This window comes from Mycolicibacterium elephantis DSM 44368 (assembly GCF_004014805.1).
Taxonomy (GTDB): domain Bacteria; phylum Actinomycetota; class Actinomycetes; order Mycobacteriales; family Mycobacteriaceae; genus Mycobacterium; species Mycobacterium elephantis.
The window spans coordinates 320029-335046 of the sequence record NZ_ATDN01000001.1 but is presented as its reverse complement, the minus strand read 5'-3'; the positions used below and the strand labels follow the sequence as shown (position 1 = coordinate 335046).

The 15018-nt window shown below is 68.8% G+C and carries 14 protein-coding genes; 8 read left to right on the top strand and 6 right to left on the bottom strand.

The window, feature by feature from the left end:
• Nucleotides 1–53 precede the first annotated feature (53 nt).
• Complete coding sequence (locus MELE44368_RS01580; RefSeq protein WP_128106849.1) at nucleotides 54–773, top strand: SHOCT domain-containing protein; 720 nt, start codon at nucleotides 54–56, stop codon at nucleotides 771–773.
• Here the strand turns inward: MELE44368_RS01580 and MELE44368_RS01575 are convergent.
• Nucleotides 770–1399 (bottom strand): MBL fold metallo-hydrolase, encoded by a 630-nt coding sequence (locus tag MELE44368_RS01575; RefSeq protein ID WP_128106848.1) that lies wholly within the window; start codon nucleotides 1397–1399, stop codon nucleotides 770–772. The genes MELE44368_RS01580 and MELE44368_RS01575 overlap by 4 nt on opposite strands.
• A gap of 57 nt (nucleotides 1400–1456) precedes the next feature.
• Nucleotides 1457–2548 carry an S-(hydroxymethyl)mycothiol dehydrogenase gene (locus MELE44368_RS01570; protein WP_128106847.1) on the bottom strand — a complete coding sequence of 364 codons (1092 nt, stop codon included), beginning with the start codon at nucleotides 2546–2548 and terminating at the stop codon, nucleotides 1457–1459.
• A gap of 53 nt (nucleotides 2549–2601) precedes the next feature.
• On the opposite strand from MELE44368_RS01570, the gene MELE44368_RS01565 reads away from it, so the two are divergent.
• The 5 genes from MELE44368_RS01565 to MELE44368_RS01545 all read left to right on the top strand — a co-directional run bounded on the left by MELE44368_RS01565 (nucleotide 2602) and on the right by MELE44368_RS01545 (nucleotide 7476).
• Nucleotides 2602–3372, top strand: coding sequence for a dioxygenase family protein (locus MELE44368_RS01565; protein WP_409366090.1), 771 nt, complete (start codon nucleotides 2602–2604; stop codon nucleotides 3370–3372).
• Between the two features lie 27 nt (nucleotides 3373–3399).
• Nucleotides 3400–4842: a tetratricopeptide repeat protein gene (locus MELE44368_RS01560; RefSeq protein ID WP_128106845.1), complete on the top strand. Its 1443-nt coding sequence runs from the start codon at nucleotides 3400–3402 to the stop codon at nucleotides 4840–4842.
• 91 nt (nucleotides 4843–4933) lie between these two features.
• On the top strand, nucleotides 4934–6010 hold the full coding sequence (locus MELE44368_RS01555; RefSeq protein WP_128106844.1) for a class I SAM-dependent methyltransferase: 1077 nt from the start codon (nucleotides 4934–4936) through the stop codon (nucleotides 6008–6010).
• A gap of 10 nt (nucleotides 6011–6020) precedes the next feature.
• Nucleotides 6021–6845 carry a serine hydrolase domain-containing protein gene (locus tag MELE44368_RS01550; RefSeq protein ID WP_128106843.1) on the top strand — a complete coding sequence of 275 codons (825 nt, stop codon included), beginning with the start codon at nucleotides 6021–6023 and terminating at the stop codon, nucleotides 6843–6845.
• Nucleotides 6846–6963: 118 nt separating this feature from the next.
• Nucleotides 6964–7476, top strand: a complete 513-nt coding sequence (locus MELE44368_RS01545) for a DUF3145 domain-containing protein (protein WP_046754068.1) — start codon at nucleotides 6964–6966, stop codon at nucleotides 7474–7476.
• A 31-nt stretch (nucleotides 7477–7507) separates the two neighbouring features.
• Here MELE44368_RS01545 and MELE44368_RS01540 read toward each other — a convergent pair whose 3' ends face one another.
• Together MELE44368_RS01540 and MELE44368_RS01535 are read right to left on the bottom strand one after the other, a co-directional pair.
• Nucleotides 7508–8410 (bottom strand): diacylglycerol kinase, encoded by a 903-nt coding sequence (locus MELE44368_RS01540; RefSeq protein ID WP_128106842.1) that lies wholly within the window; start codon nucleotides 8408–8410, stop codon nucleotides 7508–7510.
• On the bottom strand, nucleotides 8407–9987 hold the full coding sequence (locus MELE44368_RS01535) for an FAD-binding oxidoreductase (protein WP_206613651.1): 1581 nt from the start codon (nucleotides 9985–9987) through the stop codon (nucleotides 8407–8409). The genes MELE44368_RS01540 and MELE44368_RS01535 overlap by 4 nt, the downstream gene beginning before the upstream one ends.
• Before the next feature lie 59 nt (nucleotides 9988–10046).
• On the opposite strand from MELE44368_RS01535, the gene MELE44368_RS01530 reads away from it, so the two are divergent.
• Nucleotides 10047–10625, top strand: a complete 579-nt coding sequence (locus tag MELE44368_RS01530) for a TetR/AcrR family transcriptional regulator (RefSeq protein WP_128106840.1) — start codon at nucleotides 10047–10049, stop codon at nucleotides 10623–10625.
• A complete protein-coding gene (locus tag MELE44368_RS01525) occupies nucleotides 10622–12160 on the top strand; it encodes a glycerol-3-phosphate dehydrogenase/oxidase (RefSeq protein WP_128106839.1) in 1539 nt (512 codons plus the stop codon). Before MELE44368_RS01530 ends, MELE44368_RS01525 begins: the two co-directional genes overlap by 4 nt.
• 108 nt (nucleotides 12161–12268) lie before the next feature.
• On the opposite strand, the gene MELE44368_RS01520 is transcribed toward MELE44368_RS01525, so the two are convergent.
• Both MELE44368_RS01520 and kasB read right to left on the bottom strand, forming a co-directional pair.
• Nucleotides 12269–13690 carry an acyl-CoA carboxylase subunit beta gene (locus tag MELE44368_RS01520; RefSeq protein ID WP_128106838.1) on the bottom strand — a complete coding sequence of 474 codons (1422 nt, stop codon included), beginning with the start codon at nucleotides 13688–13690 and terminating at the stop codon, nucleotides 12269–12271.
• Nucleotides 13691–13744: 54 nt separating this feature from the next.
• Nucleotides 13745–15016 (bottom strand): 3-oxoacyl-ACP synthase KasB, encoded by a 1272-nt coding sequence (gene kasB / locus MELE44368_RS01515; RefSeq protein WP_128106837.1) that lies wholly within the window; start codon nucleotides 15014–15016, stop codon nucleotides 13745–13747.
• Nucleotides 15017–15018 lie beyond the last annotated feature (2 nt).

Sequence of the window (15018 nt, the reverse complement as noted above, 5' to 3'; positions counted from 1 at the left end):
GGTTCACACCACGACCGTAGTCTTCGCCGCCGTCGCCGTGACAGACTTCGCCCATGAGCGGAAGGTTCGGCCCGCGCCTCGCTGTCGTCGCATCGTCCCTGGCCCTGGTGGTCGGCATCGCGGGCGTCATCGCGACGCTGGTCCTCAACACTTTCGTGCTCGACGATTACGACGCATACGGCGAGGTGACGATCCCGGGTTCGGGGGACATGCGGCTGCCCGAGGGTGACGTGACCGTCAGTTTTCACACCGAGATCACGGGACGGCCCACGAGCGGCTTTCCCGTACCCCAGATCAGCCTGAGCATCAAACCGCCCGAGGGCGCGCCCGATCCGGTGGTCATCGAAAGCATCGGCGGCACAACCACTGTGAACAACGACACCCATGTGCGGGTGTGGACGGCGCGGATCGCCGAGGACGGCACCTATCAGGTCACCACCGACGGCGACGTCAACGGCTACATCAGCCCGCGGCTGGCGTTCGGCCACGGCAGCAGCCACGGTTGGCTGCTGTGGGTGTTCGGCGGCCTCGCCGCGGCCGGGGCGGTGCTGCTGATTCCGTCGGTGATCTGGTCGATCCGCGCCGCCAAGCGGGCCCGCCCCCTGGAGCCCGACCAGGTGGCTCCCGTCGACACGCCGCACACCCAAGCGCCGAGCGACCAGGGCATCCGGCTCGAGCAGCTCAGGACGCTGGCGGGGCTGCGCGACTCGGGGGCGCTCAGCGAAGAGGAATTTCAGGCCGAGAAGCGCCGTATCCTCGACAATCGGGACTAGTGCCCGCGCGCCACCCAGTCGTCGTAGTTGACCAGCTCGTCACCGATCGTGGTGGAATCGCCGTGCCCGGTGTAGACGACGGTCTCGCCGGGCAGCTTCCCGAGCCGGCCCGAGATGGACTCCAGGATCGTTCCGAAGTCGGAGAACGACCGGCCCGTCGCGCCGGGACCGCCCTGAAACAGCGTGTCGCCGCTGAACACCGCGTTGAGTTCGGGGGCATGCCAGCACACCGAACCCGGCGAGTGACCCGGGGTGTGCAGGGCGCGCAGCTCGATGCCGGCGACGGTCAGGGTGTCGCCGTCGGCGACGGTGCGGAAGTCCTTGTCCGGGTGGGTCATCCGCCACAGCATGTCGTCGGCTGGGTGCATCAGCACCGGTGCGTCGAGCGCCGCGGACAGCTCGGGGGCGACGGTGATGTGGTCGTTGTGGCCGTGCGTGCACACGATCGCCACCACGTTCCGGTTTCCGACCGCGGCGCGGATCGGCTCGGCGTCGTGGGCGGCGTCGAAGACCAGCACCTCGCTGTCGTTGCCGACGAGCCAGATGTTGTTGTCGACTTCCCAACTGCCGCCGTCGAGTTCGAACGTCCCGCTGGTGACCACCCGTTGAATCGGCCCGCCGTTCATCCTTGTCTCCTCTTCGCGCAAGCGCTCATCGGTCTTGTCTCCTCTTCGCGCAAGCGCTCATCGGTCGAAAACCACCACGGATCTCAGCACCTCGCCGTTGTGCATCTTGTGGAATGCCTCCTCGATGTCGCCGATGCCGATGCGTTCGGTGACGAACTTGTCCAGTGGCAACCGGCCCTGCAGATACAGGCTGACCAGGTTGGGGAAGTCCCGTTCGGGCAGGCAGTCGCCGTACCACGACGACTTCAACGAGCCGCCGCGGGAGAAGAAGTCGACCAGCGGCATCTCCAACGTCATCTCCGGCGTCGGAACACCCACCAGCACCACCGTGCCCGCCAGATCGCGGGCAAAGAAGGCCTGCTTCCAGGTCTCGGGCCGCCCGACCGCGTCGATCACCACGTCGGCGCCGAACCCGTCGGTGAGGTCCTGGATCGTTTCGACGGGGTCCAGTTCGCGCGCGTTGATCGTGTGGGTGGCGCCGAACTCGCGCGCCCAGTCGAGCTTCTTGGCGTCGGTGTCCACCGCGATGATCCGCTTGGCGCCGACCAGCGCCGCACCGGCGATCGCGGCGTCACCGACACCGCCGCACCCGATCACGGCCACCGTGTCGTCGCGGCTGACCCCGCCGGTGTTGATCGCCGCGCCGATGCCGGCCATCACACCGCAGCCGAGCAGCCCGGCCACCGCCGGATCGGCGGCGGAATCGACCTTGGTGCACTGACCTTCGTGCACCAGCGTCTTGTCGGCGAACGCACCGATGCCCAACGCGGGCGTCAACTCGGTGCCGTCGGCCAACGTCATCTTCTGCGCCGCGTTGTGGGTGTCGAAGCACAGGTGCGGGCGGCCGCGCTTGCAGGCCCGGCACTGCCCGCAGACCGCGCGCCAGTTCAGCACCACGAAATCGCCTGGGGCGACGTTCGTGACGCCCTCACCGACCGACTCCACCGTGCCGGCGGCCTCGTGACCGAGCAGGAACGGGAACTCGTCGTTGATACCGCCCTCCCGGTACGTCAGGTCGGTATGGCACACACCGCAGGCGGTGACGTCGACCACCACCTCGCCCGGGCCGGGATCGGGGATGACCACATCCACCAACTCGACCGGCGCACCCTTCTTCCGCGAAACCACACCACGAACCGTTTGACTCATGCATCCAACCTATCGGGCGGCGGTGGCGATGCCGAAGTGCGAGGCTGGGGAGCATGCTTCCCGCGCTGTATCTGTCGCACGGCGCACCTCCGCTCGTCGACGACGAGTTGTGGGTGTCGCAATTGCGTGCCTGGTCCGGTGAGCTGCCGCGTCCGACGGCGATCCTCGTCGTCTCCGCGCACTGGGAGTCCGCGCCGCTGACCATCGGGTCGACGTCGCCGCAGACGCCGTTGACCTACGACTTCTGGGGATTCCCGCCGCGCTACTACGAGGTCACCTACGACGCACCGGGCGCCGCCGACGTGGCGGCGCGGGTGGAAGCCGCGATGCCCGCCGACGAACCAGTGCGCCACGATCCGCGCCGCCGGCTCGACCACGGCGCCTACGTGCCGTTGACGGTGATGTATCCCGACGCCGACGTCCCCGTCGTGCAGATCTCGATGCCGACGCTGGATCCGCAACGGTTGATGACACTCGGCGAACGGCTGCGCCCGCTGCGTGACGACGGCGTGCTGCTGATCGGTTCCGGCTTCACCACGCACGGGCTGCCGTTCCTCGACGACTGGTCGTCGGACGCGGTGCCGCCGGATTGGTCGACCGAGTTCGACGCGTGGGCCGCCGAGTCGTTCGCCTCCGGCGACGTCGACGCGCTGATCGACTTCCGCCACCGCGCGCCGGGCATGCCGTACGCACATCCGACGATCGAGCACTTCTCGCCGCTGTTCGTCGCGCTGGGCGCCTCCTCCGACCCCGGCCGGCCCGCGCACCAGATGATCGACGGCTACTGGATGGGCCTGGCCAAACGGTCCGTCGAACTGGTCTGAGGCGCGATACCGTAGGTCCGAACAGACATGGTCAGCCGACTCGACGTTGCAAGTGAACTTCTGATCGCGGCCAGGACCGCACATGTCCGCCGCGACTGGCGCGCGGCCTACGAAGCGTTCGCGCAGGTGGCCGAGGACACGTCGCTGGGCGTCGACGACCTGGAGGCGATGGCGTCGGCGGCCTGGCGTCTCGGGCGCGGCAAGGAGTCGTTGCGGGTGGCCGAGAGGGTGTTCACCCAGCTGGCCCGCACCGACCCGCCGTCGGCGGCGATGAAAGCCGTCGACGTCGCGCTGGCCTGGCTCACCCGCGGCGACGTCAACATCGGCCAGGGCTGGATGAACCGCGCCCGGCGTCTACTCGACGGCGAACCCGTCGGCCCGACCCACGGATACCTGGCCTATCTGGACGCCGTCGTCGCCGTGATGAACCGCGACACCGCCTTGATCGGGCCGCGGGTTACCGAACTGCGGAGGTTGTGCGCGCAGGTCGATTCGCCCGCGCTGGCCGCGCTGTGTCACGTCGCCGAGGGGCTGGAGGCGATGCTGGACGGCAGGATGACCGAGGCGTACGGGCTCATCGACGAGGCGATGCTGCCCGTGCTGGCCGACGAGGTGCCGCTGGAGTGGGCCGGCGACATCTACCGCACCGTGCTGCATCACTGCCATCGGCTGGCCGATCTGCCTCGCATGCGGGCCTGGACGCAGTCCATGGAGCGGTGGTGCAACGAGTTCGCCGGATCGGCCACGTACGGCGGGGTCTGCGACGTCCACCGGCTACAGGTTGAGGCTGCCACCGAGGACCTTCGCCTGCTCGAGAGCCGGCTCGTCATGGCGAGCCGAGCTCTGGAGGAGGTCAACAGCTGGGCGGCGGGAGAGGGCTACTACCAACTCGGTGAGGTGCGTCGCCGCCGCGGCGACGACGACGGCGCCTTCGCGGCGTTCGGCAGGGCACGCATGCTCGGCGTCGAGCCGCAGCCGGGGGAGGCGCTGCTGCGCTGCCGCACCGGCGACGGCGACACCGCATGGACGGATCTTCGGGTGGCGCTTGCCGGCCTGAACCGGTTGGACCGCATGTCGATGCTGCGCGGCGCGGTAGAGGTGGCCCTGGCCCGTGGCGACGTCGACGAGGCCGAAATGCATTGTGAGGAGTTGGAATCGGGGGCAGCCGCGTTCGGCACACCAGGCTTTCGGGCATGGGCGGCGCATGCGCGGGGCGCCGTGCTGGTGCGACGCGGTGAGCACGCGGCGGCGCTCGACGTGCTCGAGGACGCGCTGCGGGAGTACCGGACCCAGCAGTGCCGCTACGAGATCGCGCAGGTCTATGAATGGATGGCGCTGGCGCATCAGGCGCTCGGCGACCACGAGACGGCCGCCGCGGATACCGCCACCGCGGCCGACATCTACGCCAAACTCGGAGTATCGTCGCGCACCGCCGCGCTGGCGTGGGCGCACGACAACAACCCGTTGTAGGAACCCGCCGACATCATTCGCATGATCGTGCAACGCGGTTTCGCATGGTTTTCCCATGCGTTCGACCGGCCATGCGGCCTACTGTTTGCGCATGACGACAATGCCCGACAGGTCGGCCGCCGACACCGCCGAACAGTTCGCAGAGCGCATCGTGGGCGCGATCGACAGCGCCAGCCTGGCCATCCTGTTGTCGATCGGCCATCAGACCAAGCTGTGGGACACGTTGGCTCAGCTGCCTCCGGCCACCAGCGCGCAGATCGCCGACGCCGCAGGGCTCAACGAACGCTATGTCCGCGAGTGGCTCGGCGGGGTGGTGGCGGCGCAGGTCGTCGACTATGACGCGGCCACTGACACGTTCACGCTGCCCCGGCACCGCGCGGCGGTGTTGACCCGCGCCGCGGGACCCGACAACCTCGCCCGCGTCGCACAGTTCATTCCGCTTCTCGCCGAGGTGGAACAGAAGATCATCGGGTGCTTCCACACCGGCGGCGGGCTGTCCTACAGCGAATACCCGCGCTTTCACCAGCTGATGGCCGAGGAGAGCGGTGAGGTGTTCGACGCGGCGCTCGTCGACGTCATCCTGCCGATGGCCGACGGACTCCCCGAGCTGGTGCGTGCGGGCGCCGACGTGGCCGACATCGGTTGCGGCAGCGGCCATGCCATCAACGTGATGGCGCGTGCGTTCCCGGCCAGCCGGTTCACCGGAATCGACTTCTCCGAAGAGGGACTCGGGGTCGGCCGCGCCGAGGCCCAGCAACTGGGCCTGTCGAACGCGACCTTCCTCGCCGCCGACGTCGCCGAACTGGATCACACCGAAAGCTACGACGTCATCACCGTTTTCGACGCGATCCATGATCAGGCCCAGCCCGCCAAGGTGCTGGAGAACATTCACCGTGCGCTGCGCCCCGGCGGCCATCTGCTGATGGTCGACATCAAGGCGTCGAGCCGGCTGGAGGACAACGTCGGTGCCCCGTTCGCCACCTATATGTACACGGTGTCGACGATGCACTGTATGAGCGTGTCGCTGGGACTCGACGGCGCTGGGCTGGGCACCTGCTGGGGCCGTCAGCTCGCCGAGTCGATGCTCGCCGACGCCGGGTTCACCGACGTGCAGGTGCGCGAGATCGAATCCGACCCGATCAACCTGTATTACCTCGCCCGCAAGTAAGCTGCGCGCGATGGCCGCGCTGACTGCTCTTGCCGACTGGCCGGTGGCCACGGTGGCCGCCGCGGTGGTCGGCCCCTCCGGGGTGCTCGCCGAGCACGGCGACGGCGGGCAGCAGTTCCGGTTGGCGTCGGTCACCAAGCCGTTGGTCGCGCGCGCGGCGCACGTCGCGGTCGAAGAGGGCGCCGTCGAACTCGACATCGAGGCGGGCCCGCCAGGCTCGACCGTGCGCCATCTGCTGGCGCATGCGAGCGGTTACTCGATGAACTCCGCGGAGCTGATGGCCGAGCCGGGCACCCGCCGGGTGTACTCCAATTACGGCTTCAAGGTGCTCGCCGAGACGATCGAGCGGGCCTCCGGCATCGAGTTCGGGCAGTACCTCACCGAGGCGGTGTTCGAGCCGCTCGGCATGAGCGCCACGGCGCTGACCGGCGGCGCGTCGGCGGCCGGGTTCGGGGCGACGTCCACGGTGGCCGACCTCACCGCTTTCGCCGTCGACCTGCTGCGCCCGGTGACTGTGTCCGCGCAGATGCACGCCGAGGCCACCAGCGTGCAGTTTCCCGGCCTGCCCGGCGTGTTGCCCGGGTTCGGGGTGCAGCGGCCCAACGACTGGGGGCTGGGTGTCGAGATTCTCGGCACCAAGTCGCCGCACTGGACCGGGTCGGCCAACTCGCCCCGCACGTTCGGCCATTTCGGCCAGTCAGGGACGTTTTTGTGGGTCGATCCCGAGGCCGATCTCGCCCTCGTGGTGCTCACCGACCGCGACTTCGGCGAGTGGGCGTATTCGCTGTGGCCGGCGCTGTCTGATGAAGTGCTGAGAGAATTCCGCGCAGACTAGCGCAACAGGGGTCACACAAGGCACAATAGACACGCACGACACATACATATCTGCAAGTCATTCGGTTTCTGCCAGGTCGTTGGGGAAGACGTCCCTCGTGGAGCCGAAGGAGCAGCAGATGCGTGCAGCGAATCAGTTCGCCGACGCGACGACCGGCGTGGTGTACATCCATGCCTCACCCGCGGCGGTGTGCCCGCATGTCGAGTGGGCGTTGTCGTCGACCCTTCAAGCCCGGGCGAATCTCAAGTGGACCCCGCAGCCGGCCATGCCCGGCCAGCTGCGCGCGGTGACCAACTGGATCGGCCCGGTCGGGACCGGGGCTGCGCTGGCAAGTGCACTGCGCTCGTGGTCGGTGCTGCGGTTCGAGGTGACCGAGGATCCGAGCGCCGGCGTGGACGGGCACCGCTGGTGTCACACCCCGCAGTTGGGCATGTGGAGCGGGCCGATGAGCGCCAACGGCGACGTCATGGTCGGGGAGATGCGGCTGCGCGCGTTGATGGCCGAGGGCGCCGACATGCTCGCCGCCGAACTCGATTCGGTGCTGGGCACCGCGTGGGACGAGGCGCTCGAGCCGTTCCGCGACGGCGGCGAGGGCGCCGAGGTCAGCTGGCTCAGCCGCGGCGTCGGGTAGTTCCTCTTCCTGGCCAGCGGTGGGGCGCTGGTCACCGCGGCGGCGTCAGAATTCGTAGCGCCTGTGGCACCGCCGTGACCTCGACCGGCAGCGGGCAGACGTACTCGCCGTCGGCGTAGGCGTTGATCCCCGGTGAGTCCACCGTGATGGTGCGGGCCCGCGCGGTCTGCACCTCGTCCAGGTCCACGTGGGTGCCCTTGAACACGGTGGGGAACAGCCGGATCAGCTTCGTGCGCGACGCCGACGCGACCATCGTGACGTCGAGCAGCCCGTCGGTCGGATCGGCGTCCGGGCAGATCAGCATGCCGCCGCCGTAGCTTCGGGTGTTGCCGAAGGCCGCCAGCGTCAGCTCGGTGTCCACCTCGCGCCCGTCCAGCGTGATCCGGAACGGCAGCAGCCGCAGCTTGGACAGTTCGGCGACGATCGCGAGGTTGTAGCGCATGCGGCCGTGCGGCCATTTCATCCGGTTGGTCCGGTCGGTGACCAGGGAGTCGAACCCGGCGGCCATGACCGTGCCGAACCACTTGTCGGTGCCGTCGGCGCCCTTGATGCGTCCCAGGTCGATGGTCTTGGCGACACCGTCGACGATGACGTCGGCGGCAGCCTCCGGATCCTTTGTGGGGATGCCGAATTCGCGGGCGTGGTCGTTGCCGGTGCCGGCGGGGATGATGCCGAGCGGGATGTCGGTCTGGGCGAGCACTTGCAGCGCCAGCGAGATGATGCCGTCGCCGCCGACCACCACGAGCGCATCCATGCCGCGCTCGAGCGCGCCTTCGACGAGGCGGCGGGCGTGCTCGGCGTCGGTGCCGGCGATCGCGACGACGTCCACCCCGCGCTTGTGGAGCCGTGCGACCGCGCGTTCGGCGGCATGCGGTGCGCTGCCATGCCCGGACGCCGGGTTGGTCAGCATCGTGACGCGGCTGCCCACCGTCATGGAATCAGCTTGCCCGGGTTGAGGATTCCCGCCGGATCCAGCGTGGCCTTGACGGCCCGCAGCACCGCGACGCCGAGGTCGCCGATTTCGTCACGCATCCAGGGCCGGTGGTCCGCGCCGACCGCGTGGTGATGCGTGATCGTGCCGCCGGTGCGCATCATCGCATCCGAGGCGGCCGCTTTGGCCTTGCGCCACTGTTCGATCGGGTTGCCGCGCTGCGCGGCGACGACGGTGAAGTACAGCGACGCGCCGGTGGGATACACATGCGAAATGTGGCACAGCACGAGCGCGGGTGTGCCGGATTCGGCGAGTGAGGCCGTCAACGCCTCGGTCACCGCGGCCTTGAGCGCCAGCACATTCGACCAGTTCGTGGCGGTCTCCAGCGTCTCGCACAGTGCACCAGCGGATAGCAGCGAGTCCCGCAGATACGGCGCGCTGAACCGGCCGTGCTCCCAGGCCCTGGCGGGCTCCTCGCCCAACGACGTGCCGCCGGCGGCCTTCAGCACCGCGCGGGTTTCGGCATGACGGCTTTCGACGTGGGCCTCGGTGCCTTCGAACATCGTGATGGCCAGACATCCGCCGGTGATCTGCTGTTCGCCGATCTTCTCGGTGGTCGCGAGGTTGACGCCGGTTTCGGCCTCGTCGGACAGCCGGATCACGGTCGGTCCGGTACCGGTCTGCACGACGGCGCGCAACGCGTCGGCGCCCGTCGCGAAGTCGGGAAACGACCACGCTTCGTAGCGGGTGGCGGTCGGCACGGGGTGAACACGCACCCGCACCCGGGTGATGATGCCGAACACGCCCTCGGACCCGATCATCAGCTGGCGCAGGTCGGGGCCGGCCGCCGACTCGGGGGCGCGGCCCAGTTCGAGCGTGCCGGCAGGGGTGGCCATGCGCAGCCCGCGCACCATGTCGTTGAACCGGCCGTAGCCTGCCGAGCCCTGCCCGGACGAGCGGGTGGCCGCGAATCCGCCGATGGTGGCGTATTCGAAGCTCTGCGGAAAGTGACCGAGCGAGAAGCCGCGTTCGCCGAGCAGGCGTTCGGCGTCGGGTCCGGTGGTGCCCGCCCCGAGTTCGGCCTCACCGGAGATCTCGTCGAGGAAATGCAGCTGGTTCAGCCGCTGCAGATCCAGGGAGACGACGGCGGCGAAGTCGCCGCGGAGGGGGTCGAGGCCGCCGACCACGCTGGTGCCGCCGCCGAACGGCACGATCGCGATGCCGCGTTCGGCGCAGAACCGCAGTATCGAGGTGATCTCGTCCTCGGAGCCGGGGATGACCACGGCGTCGGGGGCATCCTGCTCGCCGGAATCCTTGCGCCGCAACAGGTCCAGCGTAGATTTGCCGCCGGCGCGCAGCAGCCGTCCGCGGTCGTCGACGCTGCAGTATTCGGCGCCGACGATCGAAGAGAGCCCGGCGCGGTCGGCGTCGGAGAGCGTCGACGGACGCAACCGCACCTCGTCGGCTGTCGGTTCGGGCACCGTCGACGGGGTCACCCCGAGGGCCTGCTCCAACAGTGACCGAATCCCGTCGGACAACGGTTTGGCTGCGGCGGGATCCCCCCAGGCGTTCCACTTCATCGGGGGGAGCAGTGCGGCCGGGTGGTCATCGCGACGCGTCATGCGTTACAGTATTACATATGATGTCAAGCAGTAACGATATGTCGTCGATCGGGGACCGGATCCTCGAAGCGGCGGCGTACTGCGTAAGGGCGTACGGAATCGACCGGGTGACCTTGGCCGAGATCGCCAGGCGGGCGCGGGTGAGCAGGCCGACGGTGTATCGACGTTGGCCCGACACGAATTCGATCCTGGCCGCGCTGCTGACCTCCCGGATTGTCGCCGTGCTCGACGACGTGCCCGCCGAGGGTGTCGGGCGGCAGGCGCTGGTCGACCGCATCGTGGCCGTCGCGCAGCGCCTGCGCCAGGACGACGTGGTGATGTCGGTGCTGCACAGCGCACCGGAACTGGCCATGGTCTACATCGCCGAACGACTGGGCACCAGCCAGCAGATCCTGCTCGACGCGGTCGCGGGCGAGATCAAGCTGGCCCAGGAAGAGGGCAGCGTCCGCGACGGTGATCCGCGCCAACTCGCCGCGATGTGCCTGCTGATCACCCAGTCGACGATTCAGTCCGGACGCATTGTCGCACCCATCCTCGATGCCGACACGCTGGCCGAAGAGCTGGCCCGTTGCCTGAACGGATACCTCAAACCGTGACCGGCTCAACGGCTCTCAACGCCGCCCGGCGCACCGCCGAACTCACCGCGCTGGCCGATGGGGAGGCACTCGACGTGCTGGTGATCGGTGGCGGCATCACCGGAGCGGGCATCGCGCTGGACGCGGCGACGCGCGGCCTGAGCGTCGCGCTGGTCGAAAAGCACGACCTGGCCTTCGGCACCAGTCGCTGGAGTTCGAAGCTGGTGCACGGCGGCCTGCGCTACCTGGCCACCGGCAACGTGGGCATCGCGCGGCGCAGCGCGCTCGAACGCGGAATCCTGATGACCCGCAACGCCCCACATCTCGTCAGCGCCATGCCGCAACTGGTTCCGCTGTTGCCGTCGATGAACACCGCGTCGCGAGCTTTGGTGCGGATCGGGTTTCTCGCCGGGGACGGGTTGCGCAAGCTGGCGGGGACCCCGGGGTCGGTGTTGCCGCGGTCGCGCCGGATCGACGCGCAGCGCGCGATCGAGCTTTCCCCGACCGTGCGCCGCGACGGCCTCGACGGCGGGTTGCTCGCCTACGACGGGCAGTTGATCGACGACGCGCGACTGGTGACCGCGGTGGTCCGCACGGCCGCGCAGCACGGCGCGCGGATCCTGACCCGGGTGGAGGCGTCCAACGCCACGGGCACGACGGCGACACTGACCGATCAACTGACCGGGGAGTCCTTCGATGTCACCGCCCGAGCCGTCATCAACGCCTCCGGGGTATGGGCCGGCGAGGTGGACCCGTCGATCAAGTTAAGGCCCAGCCGCGGAACGCATCTGGTGTTCGACGCCGCGACGTTCGGCAATCCGACTGCGGCGCTGACGGTTCCGATCCCCGGCGAGATCAACCGTTTCGTGTTCGCGATGCCCGAGCAGTTGGGCCGTATCTATCTCGGGCTCACCGACGAGGATGCGCCGGGCCCGATTCCCGATGTGCCCGAACCGACTCCGCAGGAGATCTCGTTCCTGCTCGACACGGTGAACACGGCGTTGGAGATCTCGGTGGGGCCCGCCGACGTGATCGGGGCGTACGCCGGTCTGCGGCCATTGATCGACACGGGTGCGGGCCGCACGGCAGACGTGTCGCGTGAGCATGCGGTGAGCGAGTCGCCGTCGGGTGCCATCAGCATCATCGGCGGCAAGCTGACCGAATACCGCTACATGGCCGAGGACGTCCTCGACCGCGCGGTCGCGCTGCGGGGGTTGACGGCGTCGCGGTGCCGCACCCGTAACCTCCCGCTTGTCGGCGCCCCGTCGAATCCCGTTGCGACGCTGCGCACGCCGGTCGAGATACCGAGTTCGCTGGCCGCCCGCTACGGCGCGGAGGCGCCCAACGTCATCGCGGCGGCCAGTTGCGACCGGCCGACCGACCCGGTGGCCGACGGGATCGACGTGATCCGGGCGGAGTTCGAATACGCGGTGACGCACGAAGGGGCGTTGACCGCCGACGACATCCTCGACCGTCGCACCCGCATCGGGTTGGTCAAGGCCGACCGCGACCGCGCCGAAGCGGTCGCCGAGGAGTTCGTGATCTCGGCGCGCTGACGCCCCGCGCTAACCCGGAACCCGCTCCGGGACCCGCCGGGATCGACGAAATGGCGGATTTCACTCGCACTTTCCCGCCTAAATGTCCCTTTCGGCGAGAAAACACACTTACAGCGGGATGTTCTTGTGGCGGCCGCGGCGGGCGGGCGCTTCGGCCAGCGCCTGCGTCAGCTTGCTGCGGGTGTGCGCCGGGTCGATCTTCTCGTCGACCACGCCGATCTCGATCGCGGAATCCACCCCGCCGGCGATCCGTTCGTGCTCGGCGGCCAGTTCCTCGTGCAGCGCCTCGCGTTCGTGCTCGGGCGCGGCGGCCAGCTTCTTCTTGTGCAGGATGCCGACCGCGGCCTTGGCGCCCATCACCGCGACCTCCGCGTCGGGCCACGCGAACACCTTCGTCGCGCCCAGCGACCGCGAGTTCATCGCGATATAGGCACCGCCGTAGATCTTGCGCGTCACCAACGTGACTCGGGGGACCGAGCATTCGCCGAACGCGTGCAACAGCTTCGCGCCGCGGCGCACCACGCCGCCCCATTCCTGGTCCACCCCGGGCAGGTAGCCGGGCACGTCGACGACGTTGATGATCGGGATGCCGAACGCGTCGCACAGGCGCACGAACCGTGCTGCCTTCTCGGCGCTCTCGGAGTTCAGGCAGCCACCGAGGCGCAGCGGGTTGTTGGCGATGACGCCGACGGTGCGGCCCGACAGCCGGCCGAGGCCGATCACGATCGACGGCGCCCACTTGCCCTGGAACTCGTCGAACGGCGCGTCGTCATCCAACAACGCCTCGACGATCGGGTGCACGTCGTAGGCGCGCCGCGGGGACTCGGGCAGCAGCGCGTGCAGGTCGGTGTCGCCGGCTTCCGCCTTGGCCCGGTCGAAATGGCCCTGCTGCCAGAACAATCCGACAAGCCGGCGGCCGCGCTCGTAGGCGTCGAGTTCGTCATCGGCGACGATGTGGCACACGCCGGACTTCTTGTGGTGGGTGTCGGGTCCACCCAGCGACGCCATGTCGACGTCCTCGCCGGTCACACTGCGCACCACGTCGGGGCCGGTGACGAAGACCCGGCTCTCCGGGGCCATCACGATGACGTCGGTCAGCGCGGGTCCGTACGCCGCGCCGCCCGCCGCGAAGCCGACGACGACCGAGATCTGCGGGATGTAGCCCGACGCCCGGATCATCGCCTCGAAGACCAGGCCGACCGCGTGCAGGGCCTTGACCCCCTCGGCGAGCCGCGCCCCGCCCGAGTGCCAGATGCCGACGATCGGGCTCTGCTCCTCAATCGCTTGGTCGTAGGCGTTGACGATATGGGTGCACCCCTCCATCCCCATGGCGCCACCCATGACGGTGCCGTCGGTGCAGAAGGCGATGGTGCGCACGCCGTTGACGGTGCCCGCCGCGGCGAGGACACCGGAGCGGTCGCGTTCGTGGAGCAACTCGACGCTGCCGTCGTCGAAGAAGGTGCTCAAACGAAGCAGCGGATCGCGGGGATCCAACGATTCGCCGACCGCCTCAGGCGCCATGATCGTCATCGAAACCTCCTGTAGCGCAGCGGATGTCGGCGTGCGCCCTCGAGCTGTAGTGTGTCAGTACTTCCCGAAGGCGAGCGCGACGTTGTGCCCACCGAATCCGAACGAGTTGTTGATCGCGTACCGGTAATTTCCAGGCCGAGCTCCACCTGCAACGACATCCAGGTCGATCTCGGGGTCTTGATTCTTCAGGTTCAGCGTCGGCGGCACGATGCCGTCGCGCAGCGCCAACACGGTGAGGATGGACTCCACCGCGCCGACCGCCCCGACCGAGTGGCCAAGCGCCGACTTGGGCGCATAGACCGCGGGCCGGTGTGAGCCGAGCGCATTGTTGATCGCCACGCCTTCGGCGACGTCACCGACCGAGGTGCCGGTGGCGTGCGCGTTGACGTGGTCGATGTCGGTCGGCGAAAGGCCGGCCAGCTGGATCGCGCGGGTCATCGCGTGTGCGGCCTGTTCACCGTTGGGGTCGGGGGCCACCATGTGGTAGCCGTCCGAGGTGATGCTGGCACCCATGATGCGGGCCAGGATCCTGGCCCCGCGCGCCTTGGCGTGTTCCTCGGTCTCGATGACCATCAGCGCGCCGCCCTCGCCGAACACGAAACCGTTGCGGTCCTTGTCGAACGGGCGACACGCACCCGGCGGGTCGTCGTTGGTGTTGGACAGCACGATGCGCATCTGCGCGAAGCCGGCGATCGGCACCGCTTCGATCTTGGACTCGACGCCACCGCAGATCGCGATGTCGGCCTCACCGAGCACGATGTTGCGCCAGGCGTGGGCGATGCCTTCGGACCCCGAAGCGCACGCCGAGACCGGGGTGATCACACCGGCTTTGGCGCCACGCTCCAGACCCACCGCAGCGGCAGGGGAGTTGGGCATGTACTTCTGCACCGCCAACGGCGACACCGCTTTCATGCCCTTGGCGCGCATGTCGTCGTAGGCGAAGACGAGTTCTTCGGCCGAACCCATGCCCGTCCCGATCGACACCATCAGCCGCCTGGTGTCGACCTCGGGTGAGCCGGCGTGTTCCCACACCCGCCGGCTCAGCACCGTCGACATCTTCTGCAGGTATGACAGCCGTCGAAGTTCGACGCGCGTGAGTTCGGAGTCGAAGTCCTCGAGCAGGTGGCCGCCGATACGCACCGGGAGGTCGTACTGTTCGACGAACGGATCCTCGAGCCTACGGATCCCGCTGCGCCCCTCCAGCAACGCTTTCCAGGTGCCCTCGGCATCGGTCGCCACGGAGGTCGTCATCGCGATTCCAGTGACGACAACGTCGGGGAACCCAGCCCCCGTAGCGAGCCGAGTCAACGGTTCCTGCCCTGCCATTA

Coding starts and splice junctions, on each gene's coding strand:
- MELE44368_RS01580 (WP_128106849.1), top strand. CDS start 54: ATGAGCGGAAGGTTCGGCCCGCGCCTCGCTGTCGTCGCATCGTCCCTG.
- MELE44368_RS01575 (WP_128106848.1), bottom strand. CDS start 1,399: ATGAACGGCGGGCCGATTCAACGGGTGGTCACCAGCGGGACGTTCGAA.
- MELE44368_RS01570 (WP_128106847.1), bottom strand. CDS start 2,548: ATGAGTCAAACGGTTCGTGGTGTGGTTTCGCGGAAGAAGGGTGCGCCG.
- MELE44368_RS01565 (WP_409366090.1), top strand. CDS start 2,602: ATGCTTCCCGCGCTGTATCTGTCGCACGGCGCACCTCCGCTCGTCGAC.
- MELE44368_RS01560 (WP_128106845.1), top strand. CDS start 3,400: ATGGTCAGCCGACTCGACGTTGCAAGTGAACTTCTGATCGCGGCCAGG.
- MELE44368_RS01555 (WP_128106844.1), top strand. CDS start 4,934: ATGACGACAATGCCCGACAGGTCGGCCGCCGACACCGCCGAACAGTTC.
- MELE44368_RS01550 (WP_128106843.1), top strand. CDS start 6,021: ATGGCCGCGCTGACTGCTCTTGCCGACTGGCCGGTGGCCACGGTGGCC.
- MELE44368_RS01545 (WP_046754068.1), top strand. CDS start 6,964: ATGCGTGCAGCGAATCAGTTCGCCGACGCGACGACCGGCGTGGTGTAC.
- MELE44368_RS01540 (WP_128106842.1), bottom strand. CDS start 8,410: ATGACGGTGGGCAGCCGCGTCACGATGCTGACCAACCCGGCGTCCGGG.
- MELE44368_RS01535 (WP_206613651.1), bottom strand. CDS start 9,987: ATGAAGTGGAACGCCTGGGGGGATCCCGCCGCAGCCAAACCGTTGTCC.
- MELE44368_RS01530 (WP_128106840.1), top strand. CDS start 10,047: ATGATGTCAAGCAGTAACGATATGTCGTCGATCGGGGACCGGATCCTC.
- MELE44368_RS01520 (WP_128106838.1), bottom strand. CDS start 13,690: ATGACGATCATGGCGCCTGAGGCGGTCGGCGAATCGTTGGATCCCCGC.
- kasB (WP_128106837.1), bottom strand. CDS start 15,016: ATGGCAGGGCAGGAACCGTTGACTCGGCTCGCTACGGGGGCTGGGTTC.